Below are 20,278 nucleotides of genomic sequence, written 5' to 3' on the forward strand. Positions count from 1 at the left end.
CTTCTCCTACAATTCAAAATTCATGTTTATTGTAGCACGGATGGGGAAAAAAGAAAAGTTTTGCTTGAAAATGGCTTCCGCTGCGCTCTGGCTATCTTCAGCGGAAAGTTTATTTTCATTTTGAGTTTGTTGCGGCCTGCGGGCCGCTCCAAACGCCTTTTCACGAATGGGGCCAAAACCGGAAGATTCAGTTTTTATCATCGACTTTTTTCATGAAAAAACAGCTCTGGAAAATCCACAGATTTTCCAGAGCTGTAAATATAAGAGTTATAATTCCGCTATTGATGCAACAACGATGACCGCCGCCAGTGGCGGGAACAGGGAAGAGTTGTTGGGGCAGTGGCCAGCAAGACATGAGCGCCGTTTAAGGCGCGAAATGGATGCTGGGAGCCACAACTCGTCCCAAAGCGAACGCGGCGGCCATTATAACGGTCAATTACTCCACAATGATGCTCTTGCCGGTCATTTCAGCCGGGACGGGCAGGCCGATATAAGGCAGCATGGTGGGTGCAATGTCGGCAAGGCAGCCGCCCTCACGCAGCTTCACATCGCCGCAGCCAACAGCCACAAAGGGCACCACGTTGGTGGTGTGTGCGGTGAAGGGGGTGCCGTCCGGGTTCATCATCTTCTCGGCGTTGCCATGGTCGGCGGTGATGAAGGCGCAGCCGCCGGCCTTCAGCACAGCGGACACCACCTGATCCACAGCGGTATCCACAGCCTCAACGGCCTTGACCGCAGCATCGAATACGCCGGTGTGGCCCACCATATCGCAGTTTGCAAAGTTCAGGATGACCACATCGTACTTGCCGCTCTCGATGCGCTTGACGCACTCGGCAGCAACCTCGGGGGCGCTCATCTCGGGCTTCAGGTCATAGGTTGCTACCTTCGGGCTGGGGATCACGCAGCGGTCCTCGCCCTCGTAGGGAGCCTCGACGCCGCCGTTGAAGAAGAAGGTGACATGGGCGTACTTCTCGGTCTCGGCAATGCGCAGCTGGGTCTTGCCGTTCTCGGACAGGTACTGGCCCAGAACATTCTTCAGCTCCACAGGGGGATAGGCCACCTCGCAGTTGGGCATGGTGGCGTCGTACTCGGCCATGCAGACATAGTTCACCTGCTTGCGGCCACCGCGGCGCTCAAAGCCGGTGAAAGCGTCGTCGCAGAAGATACGGGTCATCTGGCGGGCACGGTCGGGGCGGAAGTTCATGAAGATCACAGTGTCGCCGTCCTGCACGCGGCCGCCCTCACAGGTGACGCAGGGCAGAACGAACTCATCGGTCTTATCTGCTGCATAGGAAGCCTCGATGGCCTCGGCGGCATTGGCGGCATGATTGCCCTCGCCGTAGACAAAGGCAGCATATGCCTTCTCTTCACGATCCCAGTTGTTATCGCGGTCCATGGCGTAGTAACGGCCGGAGACGCTGGCGATCTTGCCGATGCCCAGCTCGTCCAGCTTGGCCTGCAGGTCGGCCAGGAAGCCCTTGCCGGAGTGCGGGTCGGTATCACGGCCATCGGTGATGCAGTGCAGGTAGACATCCTTTGCACCCAAATGCTTTGCCATTTCCAGCACGCCGAACCAGTGGTCTGCGTGGCTGTGCACACCGCCGGTGCCCACCAGACCCATCAGATGGATGGCCTTGCCGGCATCAATGGCGGCCTTCATGTTCTTGACCAGAACCGGGTTCTGGAGCATTTCGCCGTCCTTGATGGACTTGGTAATGAGGGTGAGCTGCTGATACACGATGCGGCCTGCGCCCATGTTGGTGTGGCCAACTTCAGAGTTGCCCATCTGACCATCGGGCAGGCCGACGGCCATGCCGGAAGCGTTGATGGTGGTCATGGGATATTTTGCCATCAGAGCATCAAGATGGGGCTTCTTGGCGGCGACCACGGCGTTGCCGAAGGTCTCATCCGGCACCCAGCCGAAGCCATCCATGATGCACAGAAGAACAGGTTTCTTTGCCATAAAAATGAATCTCCTTTGATTTGAGAACACTATTTTCAATAAAAACAAGGGGCAGCGCCTGCAATGTGCCCGATAGAGCGCATTCTCCGCAGCTACCCCTCATCCGGCACTTCGTGCCGCCTTTCCGCAGTGGAAAAGGCTTATTTTGCGGTTTTATCAGCCCTTGGTGGCTGCGTTGACGATCACTGCAAAGTCGGGAGCCTTCAGGGATGCGCCGCCGATCAGGCCGCCGTCCACATCCTTTTTGCTCAGCAGCTCTTCGCAGTTCTTGGCGTTCATGCTGCCGCCGTACTGAACAGTAGTAGCCTCGGCAACTGCCTCGCCGTACACCTCACCGATGACCTTGCGGATCTGGCCGCAGACTTCCTCAGCCTGATCGGCGGTAGCGGTCTTGCCGGTGCCGATGGCCCAGATGGGCTCGTAGGCGATAACGACATTTGCCATCTGTTCAGCGGTCACGTCGCGCAGAGCGATCTTGGTCTGCATCCGGACCAGCTCCTCGGTGACGCTCTCCTCACGCTGCTGCAGGCTCTCGCCCACGCAGATGATGACCTTCAGGCCGGCGTTCAGAGCAGCCAGAGCGCGCTTGTTCACGGTCTGGTCGGTCTCTGCAAAGTACTGGCGGCGCTCAGAATGGCCCACGATGACGTACTCCACGCCCAGATCCACCAGCATGTCAGCGCTGATCTCGCCGGTGAAAGCGCCGGACTTCTCGAAGTGAACATTCTCAGCACCCACATGGATGTTGGTGCCCTTGGTCTTCTCCACAGCGGTGACCAGATCGGTATACGGGGTGCAGATGACCACCTCGCAGCCTGCGTCCTGAACAGCGGGAACCAGTTCGTCCACCAGAACAGCAGCCTCAGAGGCGGTCTTGTTCATCTTCCAGTTGCCTGCAATGATAGCCTTGCGCTTTGCCTTATCCATGATACTCTATCTCCTTTATTTACCTTCTATATGTGCAGTCTGTGCACAAACAAAAAGGTGCGGCGGCGCTGAAGCCGCCGCACCCATTTACGATGCCGGAAAAATTATGCGTTCTGAATGACAGCGATGCCGGGCAGCTCCTTGCCCTCCAGATACTCCAGAGAAGCGCCGCCGCCGGTGGAGATGTGGGTCATCTTGTCGCCCAGACCCATCTGCTGCACAGCTGCTGCGCTGTCGCCGCCGCCGATCACGGTGGTAGCGTCGCTCTCAGCCATAGCCTTAGCAACTGCCAGAGTGCCAGCTGCCAGAGTGGGGTTCTCGAACACGCCCATGGGGCCGTTCCACACAACGGTCTTGGATGCCTTGACAGCATCGGCAAACAGCTTCATGCTCTCGGGGCCGATGTCGCAGCCTTCCATGTCAGCCGGGATCGCGGTGACGGGAACAACAGTGGTCTCAACAGGAGCGTCGATGGGATCGGGGAAGTCCTTGATGCAGACAGCATCAACGGGCAGCAGCAGCTTCACGCCCTTCTCCTGAGCCTTGGCCATCATTTCCTTGCAGTAATCCAGCTTGGAATCGTCGCACAGGCTCTTGCCGACCTCGTAGCCCTGAGCCTTGACGAAGGTGTAAGCCATGCCGCCGCCGATGATCAGGGTATCGACCTTCTCCAGCAGGTTGGAGATAACATTCAGCTTGTCTGCGACCTTTGCACCGCCCAGAATAGCGGTGAAGGGACGAACGGGATCGTTCACAGCGTTGCCCAGATACTTGATCTCCTTCTCCATCAGGTAACCAACAGCGGTATCCTTGATGAAGTCGGTGACGCCTGCGGTGGAGCAGTGTGCACGGTGGCAGCTGCCGAATGCATCGTCAACATATGCATCAGCCAGAGAAGCCAGCTCTTCGCTGAACTCGGGCATGTTCTTGGTCTCTTCCTTGCGGAAACGGGTGTTCTGCAGCAGAACGACGTCGCCGTTGTTCATGGCAGCAACAGCAGCCTTTGCGTTCTCGCCGACAACATTGTCGTCATCTGCAAACACAACGGTCTTGCCCAGCTTTGCGCTCAGAGCCACAGCAACGGGTGCCAGGCTGAACTTGGCCTCGGGGCCGTTCTTGGGCTTGCCCAGATGGCTGCACAGGATGACCTTTGCGCCATCATTGACCAGCTTCTGGATGGTGGGCAGAGCTGCGTTGATGCGGTTCTCGTTGGTGATGACACCGTCCTTCATCGGGACGTTGAAATCACAGCGGACAAGCACCTTCTTGCCGCAGTAGTTCTGATCGTCGATCGTCTTCTTACCTAAACCCATGGTAATAAACTCCTCTCAAGTTTTAATGTCTGAACTAGAGTTTCGCTCGCATTCGGGGGTCATGCCCCGTTACGATACTATTATAAACAAAAACCGTGCACATTGCAAGGTCGCAAGATAGATAATAGTTTAACAAACATTTGCCGCTGATGCACGGAAATGTGTGTATTTTGACCGAAAGGGACGAATAAGCTGAATCAATGCTGTGATTAGGGCCGACAGTTAATCCCAAAGCTTACCTCCCGTCTGCTTCTGTCTCCGCAGTGATGTAAATGGGGCGGTGCTTCACTTCCAGATAGGCCTTGGCCAGATATTCACCCACGATACCCGTACACAGCAGCTGCACACCGCTGCACAGCAGAACGATGCATACCATACTGGGCCAGCCGGAAGTAGGGTCGCCGAAAATCAGTGCACGCACTATCACGAAGATGATGCCGATGAATGCCAGAGCGCAGAAAAGTACACCAAGGCCTGCCGCCATGACCAGTGGCGCGGTAGAAAAGCCCACGATGCCTTCGATGGAATATTTGAACAGGCTCCAGAAATTCCATTTTGTCTGGCCTGCCACACGCTCCACATTTTTATAATCGAACCATTTTGTGCGGAATCCTACCCAGCTGAAAATGCCTTTGCTGAAGCGGTTATACTCACTCATGCTCAGCACGGCATCCACCATTTTTCGGCTCATCAATCGAAAATCCCGGGCACCATCTACAATTTCAGTATCCGACATTTTGTTGATGATTTGATAAAATTTATGAGCAAACCAGCTGCGTATCGGTGGTTCGCCCTCCCGGGTCGTGCGGCGGGTAGCTGCACAGTCATATTCGCCGGTCAGCAGCGTATCCAGCATGTCCGGCAGAAGTGACGGTGGATCCTGCAGGTCGGCATCCAGCGTTGCCACATAGTCGCCTTTCGCTGCCTGCAGACCTGCATAGATGCCGGCTTCCTTGCCAAAATTGCGGCTGAAGGAAATGTATCGTACCCGATCATCCTGCCGGTGCAGTTTCCGCGCTGTATGCAGAGTGCCGTCCTTTGAACCATCATCCACAAAGATGATCTCAAAGTCTGCATTATGAGATCCTTTTATGTTTTTTGCCACGCGGCACGCTTCCTGATAAAAAAGGGGCATGGCCTCTTCTTCATTATAACAGGGTACGATCAGACTGATTAACATATCGCCCGTTTTCTCCTTTTCCATTCATTCGTCTTTTTGGATCAGGTAAATAACTGCCAGACCTTTTTCTGAAATTTTTTCTACTGTTTTGTAATTTCCCTGTTTGGCAAATTCATACACTTCATCCTCGGTCATCTGCGCTTCGGGGTAGGTTGCAACGGCAAGGATCATTTCCTTGTTTCCCGTTTTCTCCGTCAGGTAGCTCTCCGAAATATCATTGGAAATATCATCTGTTACACAGATACTGTCAAAGTACAAAAGCTGCGGGAGAAGTGAGGTAATAGACGGATTGCTTTTATCACTGACCAGTACACATGGATCACTTGCATATGCTTCCAGCATCGTATCCAGCTTTTTATCGCCAAGATAAAGATTCTCAGGTTCCATGATAACAGCTGTCAGAAATGCTGCTGCCAAAAAGCCTATCGCAATTTCTTTTCTCCGCCGCAGCGCCCCTGTTACGTCAAAAAAACCGCAGCTGAAAAAGATTGCTTCCAATGGCTGCAAATGCGTAAAATAGCGTATCACCTGATACGGTGCGATAATCGAAATAACCAGCACTGCTACGATGGCCGGAACGGTGATCAGTTTGAGTTCGGTGGTGAAACCTGTTTTGCTTTTCGGGCTTTTTCTCGCGATTTTTCTGTAAATCGCCACGATGACCATTACAGCAAGGATCACCGCACCCGTCCAGAAATTAAGCGTATGCCACGTTAGCATCGTTCCCATTCTTATGGGATACAGTGTCAGATCCAATACATGAGTGGCCGTCGTCTCCAGAGAAACATTTCCCTGTGAATGCAATTGCGCATACCACGACGGAAAAGACAGCAGCATTCCGACAACACCCGCAAGCGCCGGGATCGAAAACAGAAAGATCTCTTTCCACTTTCGCTCGTGCAGCCGATAAAGATCATAAGCTGCACACAGCAGGAACGCATAGACCACATAAAAATACTGTGTCATCATACCCAGATATATGACAACACCAATTGCCAGATTTTTTCCGATGCTTGGTCGGTGAAGGGACTTTGCAACCAGCAACGCCAGCAAAACGGTAAGCAACGTCAGCAGCATATACATCCGGATCAGCATAAAATGAGTAACAGCCTGCCGGTTGAAGACATACAGCGCGCATGCAAACAAAGCTTTTTTCGAATCATGCAGCAGTTCTAGTGCCAGAGCATACATTGCAGCCAACGTACATCCAAGAAAGACGAAATTTAAGCCAATGCCCGTCCACTTTGTAAAGCTTCCGGGGAACAGCGAGCAAACTGTGTGCAGAAAAAAGTAATATAATGGCGGATGCACATCCTGCGTCTGGTTGTAATAGACCGTGGCATAATCAAAACGCTCATTTTCTGCCACCATAACATATTGCATCAGCTCGTCCCGGTCAAAAACAGTTCCATTTTCCCAATCGTCATGCAGATCTGTTAGAAAAGGGCCCTCTGTACTGTTCGACAGCCCATAGGAGTACACCTCGTCCAGAAACCATCCTTCCTTACGCAGGGACCACATGAGCATCAAACACACGGTCAGGCCTATAAACAACACGAACGGCCACCATTCCAGTTTTCTTTTTTTCATCATCGCCAGTCCTCACACCAATCACGGGTTACTTATCTATGATCAAAATATGCATCTTTTTGAGTATAGCATACTTTTCGTCCGACTTCCAGTGCAAGTCTGCGTCTGGAATGCATATTCCCCGCATTGAAGATCAAGCTCCTTTTGCTATTCGCACACAGCTTTCTAAAACAAAAAGCAGCCGCATAGCAAATACTACACGACTGCTCATATGTCTGTCCGGTCAAAGGATGACAGCACCGCAGGCTTATTTCTCTGCGCCGCCCTCGGCCTTCATGGCGTTGTAGCCGATCAGAACGGTCCACACATAAGCGCAGGTCTTGGGAATCATCAGCATACCGATCAGCGGGTTCACTTCAGCCCACAATACGACGGGGATATAGAAGCCGAAGCTCAGCACGATGGTGAGCCACATCCAGCGGAAAGCCCGGTCGCTGTGCTCCTTTGCACTGTGGTAGAACAGCACGATGACCAGCAGGCCAAGCAGAGCAAAGGGAATGTTCCGCAGGATGCCCCAGGTGAGGGGAGTCTTGTTGGTGAGCCACTGGTTCTGAGGCATCATGCACAGCAGCACACGCGCAGCGGACAGGACATACACGGCAATGGTCAGACCCTTCCGGCCCTCCACATGGTAGCGTTTGCGCCAGACATAATACAGCAGCACGTAAAAGACGGTCATGGTGATGGAAGTGATCCACTTGCCCAGACCCAGAGGAACTGCGTAGTTTTCCAGACCGGTGGTACACAGTGCCAGTGCACGGGGGACAAGGTGGAAGGAATCACCTGCACCCAGCACCACAGCCATAAGGCCGAACAGCTTGAACTGCGAGCCACTCTTGCTGCTGCGGATCATACGGATGCCCACCGTGAGCACGGTGACCAGATAGAAGATGTCGAAAACGGTTTCAATGATTGCACGCATAGGGTTTGCTCCTTTTTCAAATTGGTTTGGAGAAAATATGATATAGTATATGGATATGGGAACAGGATGCTTTCATCCTGCAGCACCAATCAAGTTGAACACTGTTCATTTTAGACTTAAAAAATTCCCACAAATCTGTGGGACATTTTTCAGTAGACAGCCCGCCGTACGATCTCCAGCACGGTAGAAGGGTCAAAGTCCTGCCGTACCAGAGCGGACAGCATCAGCGAGAACAGCATCTCTGCAAATTTTTCAACGGTAAACTCCGCTGTGAAGGCGTCAGCCCGGATCCTGGTATCATTCCGCAGCACCGTGCACAGGGCATCCAGAATGTGCTGCCAAGCCCGCTGCATCTGCTGTTTTCCATCGGCGGTGTTCTGCTGGACAAAGCCCAGCGCATGATGGGTGAAAAAACCCGGATACCGCTGGCAGCCGTACTCCAGCTGCTTGTACATCCACCGGACGCAGGACAGAGTGTCCTGAAAGACAGCCTCATCCTCCGGATGATGGAAGATATCGCTCCAGATGCTTTCCACCGTGGCACTCAACAGGTCGGTCTTGGATTCAAAATAATTGTAGATGCAGCCCACCGAGACTCCGCAGGCAGCAGCCACCGAACGGATGTTGACACCGGCCCATCCGTTTTGCTGGATGAGTTTTCTGCTGATCTGCAGGATATTCTCTTTTGATGTTGCCATTGGATTCATCCGATCACCTCAACATGAACATTGTTCACGATGCATAGTATACGCACCGGATAGGGAATTGTCAAGAGATATTTTGAGCTTTCGGATCTCTCCATGCATCTGGTGCGGAAGCGCCAGAGAAAACGAGTCTTTGTATGGTTCCCGGGTATAACAAAGCCTCCCTGTGTAGGACGATAAAACTACACGGGGAGGCTGTTTTCAGATTAGTTCACGGATGGAAAAGGCTTTTTGCGTTACATCGCCAGAACTTCGGCCCACTTTTCTTCGGCCACCGGGATGCCAAGCTCCATGTTTTCCAGGCGGCTGCGGTGCTCGCCCATGCCGGGGCAGCGGACCTCGCGACCCGGCTCGACGGGCTCACTGGAAGCTACATCGGCGGCGATGGCGTCAATGATGGCATCGGTCAGATCGGCGGACTGGAACTTTGCGGGATCGATGGCGATCATGATCTGGGTCAGCCCCACCTCATCCCCAAAGGTGCCAATCTTTGCCACGGAATTAGCATTGGTCAGGATGGTGGCGATCATATCCAGCAGGATGGACAGGCCGCTGCCCTTCCAGTAGCCGATGGGGATGACCCGGCCGGAATGCTCAATGGCGACGGGGTCGGTGGTCAGCTGGCCGTTTTCATCATAGCCGCCCGCCACCGGCAACTGCTTACCGGCCAGACGCATGGTCTCCAGCTTGCCGTAACTGAACTGGCTCATGGCACAGTCTACCATGATATGCTCGCCGTTTGTGCGCGGCACAGCCAGAATGAGAGGATTGTTGCCAAGGTGATTGTCCTTTGCGCCCCATGCCGGCATGTTGGGGCAGGTGTTGGACCAGCAGATGCCGATGCAGCCGGCGTCTGCTGCCTGCCAGCCATAGGTGCCGCCGCGCATCCAGTGGTTGTTGTTGCCCAGCGCCACCAGACCGATGCCATACTGATGGGCCAGCTCCACAGCACGCCCCATGGCGTGCCTGGCGTTCAGCGGGCCAAAGCCACGCTTGCCGTTCCAGCGTTCCATCGCACCAAAGCTGGCGATGCACTCGGCCGTGGCGGCAGGGTCGATCTCGCCCTTGCGAAGGTATTCCACCACGCGGGGAAAGCGGTTCAGGCCGTGGCTGAATATACCCGCCAGACTGTTCTGTGCAAAGATCTCGGCAGCCTCGTGGGCACGCTCCGGGCTGAAGCCGTATTTGTTCAGCACACGCTCAAACTCGGCCAGCATGGTTTCATAAGCAACTCGCATGGGGGATACCTCCTGTGTATCAAAAGGATGAACTTCGTTTTTGGCTGTCTGCAGACGATCTCAGATTTTGCAATCGATTGCAAAACAAGCATACACGATTTCCAGCTGTTTTTCAATGTGCAGAATATATGATTATTTGCCGCTGATTTTGTGCGGCTTTTCTGACTCTGACAAAAACAGATGGAGTGCTTTTTTCTGTTGGGGAAGCAGCAGGCACTGTCCGATCCCCGATTCGGTCATTCTCTTCTCAGATCAGGTGCTTTCCCGCACGATCACTGCCGCAGGCAGCACCTGCCGGTGCGGCACTTCTTTGCCTTGCAGCAGATCCAGCAGCAGGGCGGCGGCGGTCTGGCTCACCTCGGCCAGACGGTTGTCCAGTGTGGTCAGGGCAGGGGAACACAGCTGCCCATACAGGGTGTTGTCCACGCCTGCCACGGCCACCTGCTGCGGTACGGCAATGCCGCGGGCCTGCAGCTCCTGCAGGCAGCCGATGGCCAACAGGTCGGTGGCGCAGAGGATGCTGTCCGTGTCCGGCTGCTGTGCCAGCAGGGCAGCGGTTTCCCGGCGTCCCCGGGCGATGGCACTGCGGGGATCCGGGCCGGTGTCTTTTTCGGTCAGGATCGGGGCGTTGGGGTGCAGGCCGCATCGTGCAAGTCCCTGCCGGAAGCCGCAGACTTTGTTCCGATTGGCGGGGGTGTCGGTGTCCATCAGATAGGCTGGCCTGTGGCGTCCGGCTTCTGCCAGCAGGGCAACACAGTCTGCGGTGCCCTGCTGCTCGTCTGCCAATACATTATAGGCGTTTGGCAGGTCCAGCTCCCCGTTCACCAGCACCACCGGGATACTGTTCATGTGCTGGGCGACGCTCTGGCGTACCTCCGGCGTGCCGAACATGGAACCGATCAGAAATACGCCCTCCACCCGGCGCTGCTCCAGAATTTGAATGTACTGCGCCTTGCGTTCCGGCTGCGGCCCGGTGCTGAAGGTGATGCAGGTGTACCCTTTGGCGGTCATGGCCTGTTCCAGCACATAGGCCGACTCGGTGTGGTGCTCCACCCGGATATCCTCAATAAGGATGCCGATGAACCGGGAAGCCTGTGTTACCAGACCGCGGGCAGAGACGTCCGGGGTGTAGTGGTAGCGTTCCAGCAGCTCCTGCACACGCTGGCGGGTGCTCTCCTTGATGCCGGGCTTGTGGTTGATCACCCGGGAAACGGTGCTGGCCGAGACACCGGCCTCCCGTGCAATGTCATAGATCGTCACCGTGATGCCCTCCTGCTTTGCAAAGATTTTTCGGGTACATCCTGACTGCTGCCTGACAAAAATGCGGTGGTACAGCCTGCGCAGGCGGCAAAAGATAGAATAGAACCATTATAGCAAGCGGCCCGTGCACGCGCAAGAGAGGCGTTCTGGCTTTTACATCTTAAAACCGGCGTGCGGCGGCACAGGAAGAGAGAAAACGGCTCTGCGAAAAAATAGACGATTGTACGGAGTTCATAATTTTTTAAGACTTATTTTGTGAAAAAGTAATATTGAAAAACCAAATCAGGGCTGATATACTAGTACTATGATATCCAGTTGGACATGTTACTGGTAATGCAGGCAGGATCTGACGGAATGACGAGTACCTTTTCTTTTGGGTGAATTATAGCCAGATACTATGATTCCGGGAGAAGCTGTATACGGAGTCATTCTGTTGGATCCTTTTTCTTTTGCCCGTTTCGGCCGGACGGCAGGGGAATGCCATCACACACAAGATAAAGGAGAACACAATGAAGAACTACAAGCAGACTGCCTCCGACGTGCTGCGTCTGGTTGGCGGCGAAAAGAACGTTGTGCAGGTCGAGCACTGCTCCACCCGCCTGCGCTTCACTCTGGCAGACACCTCCAAGGCAGATGTTGCTGCCCTGAAAAAGACTGCCGGCGTCATGGGCGTTATTTCCAGCGGTCCGCAGTGTCAGGTGGTCATCGGCAACGATGTCATCGAAGTGTACGATGAGCTGCTCAAGCTGGGCACCTTCAACGCAGGCCAGGCAGTGGCTCCCGCTGCTCCCAAGGGCAAAAAAGAGATCGGCGGCATTATTCTGGACTACATGGTCGGCATCTTCCAGCCTCTGGTGCCCGCCATTGCAGGTGCAGGCGTTCTGAAGGCCCTCATGGTGCTGCTGAGCACTCTGGGCGTGATGAGCAGCGGAGATATCGCCTATAAGGTGTTCGTCGGCGTGGCAGATGCAGCTCTGTACTACCTGCCCGTCATGGTCGCCTTCACCACTGCAACCAAGTTCAACTGCAACAAGCTGGTGTCTGTGGCTCTGGCTGCTGCCATGATCCACCCCAGCGTTTCCGCTTTGCTGGCTACCGAGGGCGGTGCTTACTTCCTCGGCATCAAGCTGCAGAACATCGCTTACGGCGGCCAGGTGTTCCCGGCCATCCTGACCGTCATTTTCATGTCCTTCATTGAAAAGTGGGCCAACAAGTGGTGCCCCAAGGCCATCCGCGTGTTCTTTGTGCCCATGCTGTGCTTCGGCATCGGCTTCCCTGTGGCACTGGTCGTTCTCGGACCTCTGGGTTACAACATCGGCACCCTGTTGACCACTGTGATCCTTGCTCTGTACAACACTCTGGGCTGGTTGGCCGTTGCTCTGCTGGCTGCTGTGCTGCCCTTCATGATCTCCATGGGCATGCACAAGGCTCTGGTCCCCTATGGAGTTGCTGCTATTTCCGACCCCGGTTTTGAAATGCTGTACATGCCCGCTTCTCTGGCACACAACATTTCCGAGGGCGGTGCCTGCCTGGGCGTTGCTCTGAAGACCAAGGATGAAAACATGCGCGCTACCGCAATTTCCGCTGGTATCTCCGGCCTGTTCGGCATCACCGAGCCTGCTCTGTACGGCGTCACCCTGCAGCACAAGAAGGTCATGATGTCTGTTGTGATCTCCAGCTTCATCGGCGGTCTGTTCGTTGGCCTGATGAAGGTCAAGGCATTCGTTGCCATGGGCCCCGGTCTGGCTGGTATGGCTATGTTCGTTGACCCGGACAACTCCAAGAACATTCTGTGGGCTGCCATCGGTCTGGTGATCTCCGTTGTGGTCTCCTTCGCACTGTCCTTCTTCCTGTACAAGGATGAGACTCCCGCTGAGGGTGAGACCGCAGAGACCGCTCCCGAGGCTGCTGCAGACGCAGCGGCTGCGGATTCCACCATCAGCAGCCCCCTGCAGGGCAAGGCCATTGCACTGGATCAGGTGAAGGACGAGGTTTTCTCCCAGAAGATCCTGGGCGACGGCATCGCTGTGGTGCCCGAAAAGGGCGAGCTGTATGCCCCCGCAGACGGCGTGATCGAGTCCGTGTTCGGCACCAAGCACGCCATCTCCATGAAGACCGCTGCCGGTGCTGAACTGCTCATGCACATCGGCATGGATACCGTCAAGCGCGACGGCAAGGGCTTTGATCCGCAGGTCAAGGACGGTGAGACCGTCAAGAAAGGCCAGCTGCTGATGAAATTTGACCTTGACGGAATCAAGGCAGACGGTTATGATGTAACTACCCCCATCGTCGTGACCAACGCCGATGAGTTCACCATCAAGACTGTGGCCGAGGGCATGGTTGTGCCCGGTGCTGCACTGCTGAAACTGGAGGCTGTAAAATGAGTTTCCCCAAAGGTTTTTTCTGGGGCGGCGCTGTTGCTGCGAACCAGGTAGAAGGCGCATGGAATGTGGACGGCAAGGGCCCCAGCGTGGCGGACGTTGCCACCTATAAGCCCAATACGGACGTGAAGGATTACAAGTCCCATGTTGCCATGGACGACGCACACATTGCTGCCGCCATGGCCGACCCGGATGATACCTATTATCCCAAGCGCCGCGGCATCGACTTCTACCATCATTACAAAGAAGACCTGAAGCTGTTTGCCGAGATGGGCTTTACCATGCTGCGCGTTTCCATTGCATGGACCCGCATCTTCCCCACCGGCGAGGAAGCCCAGCCCAACGAAAAGGGCCTGCAGTTCTACAGCGACCTGTTCGCTGAGATGCACAAGAACGGCATCGAGCCGCTGGTCACGCTGAGCCACTACGAAATGCCGCTGGCACTGGCCACCAAGTACAATGGCTGGGTGGATCGCCGCGTGATCGACTGCTTTGCAAAGTTCTGCCATGCGTGCTTTGAGCGCTACAAGGATCAGGTCAAGTACTGGCTCACCTTCAACGAGGTGGACAGCGTGATCCGTCACCCGTTCACCACCGCCGGCATCATCCCCAGCCGCGTGCCCGAGGATAAGATGCTGGAGACCTGCTATCAGGCCCTGCACCACCAGCTGGTGGCCAGCGCTATGGTAGTAAAGGACTGCCACGAGATCATCCCCGGCAGCAAGGTGGGCTGCATGCTGACCAAGCTCACCACCTATGCCCGCACCTGCGCACCTGATGATGAGCTGGCTACTCAGGCAAAGAATCTGGAAAACCTGTTCTACGCCGATGTGCATGTCTGGGGCGAGTACCCCCGCCTGATCCTCAAGATGTTCGAGCGCAAGGGCATCCACGTGGAAATGCTGCCCGAGGATGCCGCCACCCTGAAGGCAGGCTGTGTGGACTTTGTTTCCTGCAGCTACTATATGACCATGACCGAGTCTGTGGACCCGAACGCAGAGCGCACCCCCGGCAATACGGTGCTGGGCGTCAAGAACCCGTATCTGCCCTCCACCGACTGGGGCTGGCAGATCGACCCCAAGGGCCTGCGCTACAGCCTGATCGAGCTGTATGATCGTTACCGCAAGCCGCTGATGGTGGTGGAGAACGGCATGGGCGCCAAGGACGTGGTGGAGGCCGACGGCTCCATCCACGACCCCTACCGTGTGGAGTACTTCCGTCAGCACATCAGCGAGATGGGCAAGGCCATCGATGAGGGTGTTGAAATGTGGGGCTACACCACATGGGCACCCATCGACCTGATCTCTGCATCCACCAACCAGATGTCCAAGCGCTATGGCTTTATCTATGTGGATCAGGATGATATGGGCAATGGCACTCTGGCCCGCAGCCGTAAGGACAGCTTCTACTGGTACAAAAAGGTCATTGCTTCCAACGGCGAAGATCTGGACTAAGCGGCAGTCTTAAGGTTTCAACGGAAGGAGGAGGGACCGATGCACATCCAAAAGGTGCTGAACAGCAGCGTTGTGCTGGTGCAGGATGACAGCGGCGAGGAATCCATCCTGCTGGGCAAGGGCATCGGCTATGGACGCAAGGCCGGCGAACCCATTGAGCGGCAGCCCTCAGACCGTGTGTTCCTTCCGCTGTCCAACCCGGATGCACAGCCCATGCTGGAGCTGTTTTCCAGCATTCCGGCGGTCTATCTGGATCTGACACAGGACATCGTGGACGATGCAGAGCAGTCGCTGGGGGTCAAGCTTTCAGCCCACATCTACCTGCTGCTGACCGACCATCTGCATTTTGCGGTGGAGCGCCAGCAGAAGGGCCTTGTGGTGACCAACCGCATCTTCTGGGAGATCAAGCACTTTTATCCCAAGGAGTATGCGGTGGGCCAGCGCGGCCTGCAAAAAGTCAGGGCAAAGCTTGACATCGAGCTGCCGGACGAAGAAGCGGGCAATATCGCGTTCCACATCGTCAATGCACGGCAGGACCCGCAGGCCGGCTACGATGCCATGCGGGCGGCACAGTTCATCAGTGAGCTGTCCAATATCGTCACCTACAGTATGCACTGCCCGGTCAGCGCGGAGAGCATCCATTATGCACGGTTCGTGAGCCATCTGCAGTATTTTGCAGAGCGGTTCTTCTCCGGCAAGCTGATGGACAGTGAGGACGACTTTTTGTTCCAGCAGATGCAGCAGAACTACCCGGCGGCAGTGACCTGTGCGGAAAAAATACGCACCTTTATTCTGCGCAAGTACGGCGTGTTCCTGCCCAATGAGGAGACAGCCTATCTGGCGCTGCATGTGGCGCGGCTGACGAACGGCAAATAAAATCAAAAGGGGAGAGCTGCCTTGCAGAAAGGCGGCTCTCCTTTTGGGCTTTTACAACACAAGACGGAAAAGAGGAAAAACAATGCAGATCAGCATTCTTTTGGCCCAGCAGATCGCGCAGCTGTTCCTGATCCTGATCATGGGCTACGCCGTGGTCAAAGCAGGGCTGCTGAAGGCAAGTGACAGCAAAGTGCTCTCGGTGGTTATGGTATATCTGGTCACGCCCTGTGTCATCATCAATGCGTTCCAGATCAACGACACGCCAGAGATCCGCAAGGGACTTTTGTACTCCATGGCTATTGCGGCGGCTATCCATGTAGTGCTGCTGGGAATCAGTGCACTGCTGAGCCGTCCGCTGAAGCTGGATGCCGTGGAACAGGTGAATGTGATCTACAGCAACGCGGCGGCACTGGTGATCCCGCTGGTCAGGGCCCTGCTGGGCGATGAGTATGTCATCTATTCCTGCGCATTTATCATTGTACAGCTGATCCTGCTGTGGACGCATGCCAGTTCTCTTTTGCAGGGCGACCGTGCGCTGGACTGGAAAAAAGTTTTTTCCAACATCAATATGATCGCCATTGCGGCCGGTGCGCTGCTGTACTGGTTCCGTGTGGCGCTGCCTGCGCCGCTGCAGAACACCATGAGCACCATGGGTGATATGATAGGCCCCATGGGCATGCTGCTGGCGGGTATGGCCATTGCAGAAAAGCCGCTGCGGGATGTGTTCTGTACCCGCCGCAACTACCTGCCCACCGTGCTGCGGCTTGTGGTGTGCCCGCTGGTCATGCTGGTGCTGCTATTGGTCTGCCATGCTTCCAGCTGGGTGGCTGATGGCAAAAACATCCTCATGACGGTGTACCTTGCCGCCATTACCCCCGCCTGCGCCACCGTTACCTCCATGGCTCAGCTGTATGACCGCGATGCAGCGCATTCCAGCGCGTTGTATGTGCTCACCACGCTGCTTTCCATCATCACAATGCCGGTGATGATCGGCCTGTTCGATCTGCTGCTGTGATGAGCTGCGCTTATTCCCTCCGCCAAAACACAATGGAAAGGAACCAACTTCAATGAATCGACCCAAAGACGAAGGCCTGAATGGAAACGAAAAGATCGAGCAGGCGGTGTACGCCCTGCAGCAGGAGGCCACACAGGAACAGCTGGCCCACACCCTCACCGTCATCCGGCGGCGCATGAAGGAACACGGCCAGTTCGTCGTGGCGGTGGAGCCTAATTTAGGCAGTGAACAGATGCAGCTCCGGACCATCCGGACCGCCGACGGTGCAAGCTGGTGGTATGCATTCACCAGCTTTGAGGAAGAACTGAAGGGTGCCGAGCCGGTGCAGTCCACCTTTCTTGTGGATATGGACAAGCTGTTTGATGCAGCGCTTGCCGTGCCGGAGATCAGCGGCATCATCCTGAACCCGTGGAACCGCACCATTCAACTGGACAAAACGCTGATCCGCATTACCAAAGGAAGCTGACCGCCAAAGGGCAGCAGACTACTTATGATGAAAGTGCAATATCGGGGAGGAAAGCAAAGATGTTCAGACCCATGAGAAGAGCGAACCGGGAGATCCCGGAGGAAGCCGCAAAACATCTGCTGAAGCAGTCCCGGCGGGGCGTGCTGGCCGTCAACGGCGATGACGGCTATCCATTTGCCATTCCGGTCAACTATTTCTACGATCAGGAACAGGATAAGATCTATTTTCACGGTGCAAAGTCCGGACATAAAGTGGATGCACTGAAAAAGAACGATAAGGTCTGCTTTACCGTTTACGGCAATGAGCACTTTGAGCCGGGCGATTGGGCCCCCTATGTGCAGAGCACAGTGGTCTTTGGCCGCTGCAGGCTGGTCGAGGATGCAGCCGCCACCGAGGCCCGCGTGCGGGAACTGGGCCTGAAGTATTATCCCGGCAGGGAAGAGGTGGAAAAAGAAATCGCAAAAGCCATCAAGGGCGTACAGCTCTACGAGATCACGATCGAACACCTGACCGGCAAGCAGATCCAGGAAAAGTAAAAGGCCTTCCGGCTCGCATCTGCGTGGAAACCGAAAAGACAAAAAGACAGAGGCAGCATAAAAGCTCCTCTGTCTTTTTTAGATGATGGCTTTATAGCAGGTGCTTATGAAAACGGTTTCTCAGTCCACCACAGGGACGTCCAGCCCGAATTCCAGGGGGCGGAAGCGGGGACAGACGTTCTCGGTGATGCAGATGACCGATGCAGCCAGACGACTGCCGATCTCACAGGACTCGGCCAGAGTCTTGCCGTAGGTCTGGCCGATGACCGTGCCGGCGAAGAAGGCGTCACCGGCACCGGTGGTGTCGAGAACGTCTACCTTCTTGGCGGGCACGATGCCGGATCCACCGTTGGCACGGGCGTACACGGCACCCTGACCGCCCATGGTGATCACCATGCTGGGAATGTTGGCACTGTGTACATTGGCGGCCAGTACCTTGCGCATTTCCTCGGGGCTCAGGTGGTCGTAGTCATCCGAAAAGAGCAGCCCGGCTTCCTGCTGGTTGCACACAAAGCAATCGATCTGCTGCAAAAAGTCCCGGCGCTCCATAGCGATGCGCATGTTGGAAATGGCAGCAAAGACCTTCTTATGGTACTTTTTGGCATAGTGCAGCACCTGCTTTACAGTTTCCTTTTCCAGATCCAGCTCCAGTGCAATGGCGTCACAGTCGGCAAAGATCTCATCTCCCTTTTCCTTCAGCAGGCCGGTGAGGGGAGTGGTGTCCGGCCGCTTGGAAATGGCTGCGTGCACATCGCCGTCGTTGTCAAAGATGGCCAGCCAGGTGCCCATGCCGTCCGGCACACGCAGGATGTAGCGGGTGTTCACCTTATGATTTTCCAGCTTGTTGATCACATCCTGTCCCATGCCGGTGTCGTCCACCAGACTGACAAAGGTAGGACGCAGCTCTACATTGGCGATATCCTCCACTACATTGCGGCTCACACCGCCATGCACCTGTTCAATGCGCCCAGTGTTGCGTCCGCCGGGAATGTAGGCAGACAGGGGATACCCCTTGATATCCACAAAAACAGCTCCGATGACTACGATGCCCATAAACGATAAACCTTTCTGAATTCAGTTGATTTTACCTTTATTATACAGGAAGCAGACAAAAGAAGCTATCCTTTTGCCGTTTTTTGCAGAAAAATTTCCGTGCGGGACGATTTGAAAATGCCCTCCGCTGCGCTCTGGGCATTTTTAGCGGAATATCATTTATATTTGCCAATCGGGAAAATCTGCGGATTTTCCCGATTGGCCTTTTCACGGGAGGGCCCGTAGCGGAAAATGACATCTACAACAATTTATTACAGGCTTTCCAAAATGCAGAAATGAAAGCTGCCACTCTCGGTCACGACCCCTTTCTGTGAAAAAGGGATTCCGAAAAGTCCGCAGACTTTTCGGAATCCCAAATAAAAAATAATTCTTCCTCTGACGATGCCCAGAGCGCAGCGGAGGGCATTCTAAATCAGCACGTATCACATCGCGGTGCGTGCTGTACGCACCAGATATTCCATGGCCTGCACCGGGTATTGCCCGGCAGCTGTTTCGCCGGTCAGCATGACGCTGGCGGCACCGTCCAATACGGCGTTGTAGATGTCACTCACCTCGGCCCGGGTGGGCACGGCCTGGGTGCACATGCTGTCCAGCATCTGGGTCACTACCATAAAAGGTACACCGGCAGCCCGGCAGGCAGCAGAAATCTGCTTCTGGCAGCGAGGCAGCTCCCACAGCGGCATGGCGTTGCCAAGGTCGCCCCGGGCAATGACGATCTCATCGGCAAGATGCAGAAATTCCGGCAGGGCTCGCACCCCGGCCATGTTTTCAATTTTGGCAAAAATGCGGATGTCTGCTGCGTCTGCCTGCTCTAAGGCGCTGCGCAGGGCCAGAATGTCCGCCTTGCCGCGCACAAAGGGCAGCATCACGCCGGTAACACCGCACTGCTTTGCAATTTTCAGGTTCTGCAGGTCCTTTTCGGTCAGGGTAGGAGAGTGCACTGCAAGGCCCGGCGCAGCAATGCTTTTGCGGCTCTGCAGCGTTCCGCCGCGTACCACTGTGCACAAAAGGGCACCCGGCAGGGTCTGCGTCACCTGCACCAGAAGTTTCCCGTCGTCCAGCAGAAGCTGCTGTCCGGGTGCAGCGGCCTGCATCAGAGCTGCCGGGCAGGGAATGCCGTCTGCGCCAAGGCGTACAGAACTGCCCTCAACCAGAGTGACAGGCTCTGCCAGCGTGCCGATGCGCAGCTCCGGACCCTGCAGGTCGATGAGAAGCTGCCGGATGCCGGCTGCGCGGATCATTGCCAGCCAGTCAGCATGTGCGGTCAGCGGTCCGTGGGAAAGATTCATGCGGATGCCGGTCATGCCAGCTTCCACCATGCGCTGCAGGGTCTCCAGCTGCCCACAGGCCGGGCCGATGGTTCCATAAAAATCCAAAATCCTTTTCCTCCGTCCATTTTC

At 55.4% G+C, this 20,278-nt stretch carries 18 protein-coding genes; 6 read left to right on the forward strand and 12 right to left on the reverse strand.

Annotation, left to right across the window (positions count from 1 at the left end; all coding sequences use genetic code 11):
• Positions 1-6 precede the first annotated feature (6 nt).
• The 10 genes from ACNSPV_RS08365 to ACNSPV_RS08410 form a co-directional block, all read right to left on the reverse strand.
• Entirely contained in the window at positions 7-201 is a 195-nt protein-coding gene (locus ACNSPV_RS08365; RefSeq protein WP_348583728.1) for a hypothetical protein, read from the reverse strand.
• Positions 202-436: 235 nt separating this feature from the next.
• On the reverse strand, positions 437-1,963 hold the full coding sequence (gene gpmI / locus ACNSPV_RS08370) for a 2,3-bisphosphoglycerate-independent phosphoglycerate mutase (protein ID WP_348583727.1): 1,527 nt from the start codon (positions 1,961-1,963) through the stop codon (positions 437-439).
• A gap of 156 nt (positions 1,964-2,119) precedes the next feature.
• Complete coding sequence (gene tpiA / locus ACNSPV_RS08375; protein WP_348583726.1) at positions 2,120-2,890, reverse strand: triose-phosphate isomerase; 771 nt, start codon at positions 2,888-2,890, stop codon at positions 2,120-2,122.
• Between the two features lie 104 nt (positions 2,891-2,994).
• A complete protein-coding gene (locus tag ACNSPV_RS08380) occupies positions 2,995-4,203 on the reverse strand; it encodes a phosphoglycerate kinase (RefSeq protein ID WP_120020325.1) in 1,209 nt (402 codons plus the stop codon).
• A gap of 235 nt (positions 4,204-4,438) precedes the next feature.
• The gene (locus ACNSPV_RS08385) at positions 4,439-5,383 is read right to left on the reverse strand and encodes a glycosyltransferase family 2 protein (protein WP_348583725.1); all 945 of its coding nucleotides are present in this window, start codon (positions 5,381-5,383) and stop codon (positions 4,439-4,441) included.
• Positions 5,384-5,407: 24 nt separating this feature from the next.
• On the reverse strand, positions 5,408-6,976 hold the full coding sequence (locus tag ACNSPV_RS08390; protein ID WP_348583724.1) for a glycosyltransferase family 39 protein: 1,569 nt from the start codon (positions 6,974-6,976) through the stop codon (positions 5,408-5,410).
• 244 nt (positions 6,977-7,220) lie between these two features.
• A complete protein-coding gene (locus ACNSPV_RS08395; RefSeq protein ID WP_348583723.1) occupies positions 7,221-7,895 on the reverse strand; it encodes a hypothetical protein in 675 nt (224 codons plus the stop codon).
• A 149-nt stretch (positions 7,896-8,044) separates the two neighbouring features.
• On the reverse strand, positions 8,045-8,602 hold the full coding sequence (locus ACNSPV_RS08400; protein ID WP_348583722.1) for a TetR/AcrR family transcriptional regulator: 558 nt from the start codon (positions 8,600-8,602) through the stop codon (positions 8,045-8,047).
• A gap of 233 nt (positions 8,603-8,835) precedes the next feature.
• Positions 8,836-9,837 (reverse strand): 3-dehydro-L-gulonate 2-dehydrogenase, encoded by a 1,002-nt coding sequence (yiaK, locus tag ACNSPV_RS08405; protein ID WP_348583721.1) that lies wholly within the window; start codon positions 9,835-9,837, stop codon positions 8,836-8,838.
• Between the two features lie 252 nt (positions 9,838-10,089).
• Entirely contained in the window at positions 10,090-11,097 is a 1,008-nt protein-coding gene (locus tag ACNSPV_RS08410; RefSeq protein ID WP_348583720.1) for a LacI family DNA-binding transcriptional regulator, read from the reverse strand.
• Positions 11,098-11,606: 509 nt separating this feature from the next.
• On the opposite strand from ACNSPV_RS08410, the gene ACNSPV_RS08415 reads away from it, so the two are divergent.
• The 6 genes from ACNSPV_RS08415 to ACNSPV_RS08440 all read left to right on the forward strand — a co-directional run bounded on the left by ACNSPV_RS08415 (position 11,607) and on the right by ACNSPV_RS08440 (position 17,825).
• Positions 11,607-13,481, forward strand: a complete 1,875-nt coding sequence (locus ACNSPV_RS08415) for a beta-glucoside-specific PTS transporter subunit IIABC (RefSeq protein ID WP_348583719.1) — start codon at positions 11,607-11,609, stop codon at positions 13,479-13,481.
• A complete protein-coding gene (locus ACNSPV_RS08420) occupies positions 13,478-14,932 on the forward strand; it encodes a glycoside hydrolase family 1 protein (protein WP_097775306.1) in 1,455 nt (484 codons plus the stop codon). Before ACNSPV_RS08415 ends, ACNSPV_RS08420 begins: the two co-directional genes overlap by 4 nt.
• A gap of 39 nt (positions 14,933-14,971) precedes the next feature.
• A complete protein-coding gene (locus ACNSPV_RS08425; protein WP_339396192.1) occupies positions 14,972-15,808 on the forward strand; it encodes a PRD domain-containing protein in 837 nt (278 codons plus the stop codon).
• 82 nt (positions 15,809-15,890) lie between these two features.
• The gene (locus ACNSPV_RS08430) at positions 15,891-16,823 is read left to right on the forward strand and encodes an AEC family transporter (protein WP_348583718.1); all 933 of its coding nucleotides are present in this window, start codon (positions 15,891-15,893) and stop codon (positions 16,821-16,823) included.
• 52 nt (positions 16,824-16,875) lie between these two features.
• The gene (locus ACNSPV_RS08435) at positions 16,876-17,289 is read left to right on the forward strand and encodes an SseB family protein (RefSeq protein WP_249238451.1); all 414 of its coding nucleotides are present in this window, start codon (positions 16,876-16,878) and stop codon (positions 17,287-17,289) included.
• Positions 17,290-17,348: 59 nt separating this feature from the next.
• A complete protein-coding gene (locus tag ACNSPV_RS08440) occupies positions 17,349-17,825 on the forward strand; it encodes a pyridoxamine 5'-phosphate oxidase family protein (protein ID WP_348583717.1) in 477 nt (158 codons plus the stop codon).
• A gap of 120 nt (positions 17,826-17,945) precedes the next feature.
• Here ACNSPV_RS08440 and ACNSPV_RS08445 read toward each other — a convergent pair whose 3' ends face one another.
• Complete coding sequence (locus ACNSPV_RS08445) at positions 17,946-18,878, reverse strand: carbohydrate kinase family protein (RefSeq protein ID WP_348583716.1); 933 nt, start codon at positions 18,876-18,878, stop codon at positions 17,946-17,948.
• Between the two features lie 422 nt (positions 18,879-19,300).
• Complete coding sequence (gene pyk / locus ACNSPV_RS08450) at positions 19,301-20,254, reverse strand: pyruvate kinase (RefSeq protein ID WP_348583715.1); 954 nt, start codon at positions 20,252-20,254, stop codon at positions 19,301-19,303.
• Positions 20,255-20,278: the final 24 nt, after the last annotated feature.

The sequence above is a fragment of the Faecalibacterium sp. 3 genome (assembly GCF_048323735.1).
GTDB lineage: Bacteria > Bacillota > Clostridia > Oscillospirales > Ruminococcaceae > Faecalibacterium > Faecalibacterium wellingii.

Excerpts from the sequence above, each read along its gene's own strand:
- ACNSPV_RS08365 (WP_348583728.1), bottom strand. The coding sequence starts at position 201 with ATGATAAAAACTGAATCTTCCGGTTTTGGCCCCATTCGTGAAAAGGCG.
- gpmI (WP_348583727.1), bottom strand. The coding sequence starts at position 1,963 with ATGGCAAAGAAACCTGTTCTTCTGTGCATCATGGATGGCTTCGGCTGG.
- ACNSPV_RS08390 (WP_348583724.1), bottom strand. The coding sequence starts at position 6,976 with ATGATGAAAAAAAGAAAACTGGAATGGTGGCCGTTCGTGTTGTTTATA.
- ACNSPV_RS08440 (WP_348583717.1), top strand. The coding sequence starts at position 17,349 with ATGTTCAGACCCATGAGAAGAGCGAACCGGGAGATCCCGGAGGAAGCC.
- tpiA (WP_348583726.1), bottom strand. The coding sequence starts at position 2,890 with ATGGATAAGGCAAAGCGCAAGGCTATCATTGCAGGCAACTGGAAGATG.
- ACNSPV_RS08400 (WP_348583722.1), bottom strand. The coding sequence starts at position 8,602 with ATGAATCCAATGGCAACATCAAAAGAGAATATCCTGCAGATCAGCAGA.
- ACNSPV_RS08445 (WP_348583716.1), bottom strand. The coding sequence starts at position 18,878 with ATGGGCATCGTAGTCATCGGAGCTGTTTTTGTGGATATCAAGGGGTAT.
- ACNSPV_RS08380 (WP_120020325.1), bottom strand. The coding sequence starts at position 4,203 with ATGGGTTTAGGTAAGAAGACGATCGACGATCAGAACTACTGCGGCAAG.
- ACNSPV_RS08420 (WP_097775306.1), top strand. The coding sequence starts at position 13,478 with ATGAGTTTCCCCAAAGGTTTTTTCTGGGGCGGCGCTGTTGCTGCGAAC.
- ACNSPV_RS08435 (WP_249238451.1), top strand. The coding sequence starts at position 16,876 with ATGAATCGACCCAAAGACGAAGGCCTGAATGGAAACGAAAAGATCGAG.
- ACNSPV_RS08385 (WP_348583725.1), bottom strand. The coding sequence starts at position 5,383 with ATGTTAATCAGTCTGATCGTACCCTGTTATAATGAAGAAGAGGCCATG.
- ACNSPV_RS08430 (WP_348583718.1), top strand. The coding sequence starts at position 15,891 with ATGCAGATCAGCATTCTTTTGGCCCAGCAGATCGCGCAGCTGTTCCTG.
- yiaK (WP_348583721.1), bottom strand. The coding sequence starts at position 9,837 with ATGCGAGTTGCTTATGAAACCATGCTGGCCGAGTTTGAGCGTGTGCTG.
- ACNSPV_RS08395 (WP_348583723.1), bottom strand. The coding sequence starts at position 7,895 with ATGCGTGCAATCATTGAAACCGTTTTCGACATCTTCTATCTGGTCACC.
- ACNSPV_RS08415 (WP_348583719.1), top strand. The coding sequence starts at position 11,607 with ATGAAGAACTACAAGCAGACTGCCTCCGACGTGCTGCGTCTGGTTGGC.
- ACNSPV_RS08425 (WP_339396192.1), top strand. The coding sequence starts at position 14,972 with ATGCACATCCAAAAGGTGCTGAACAGCAGCGTTGTGCTGGTGCAGGAT.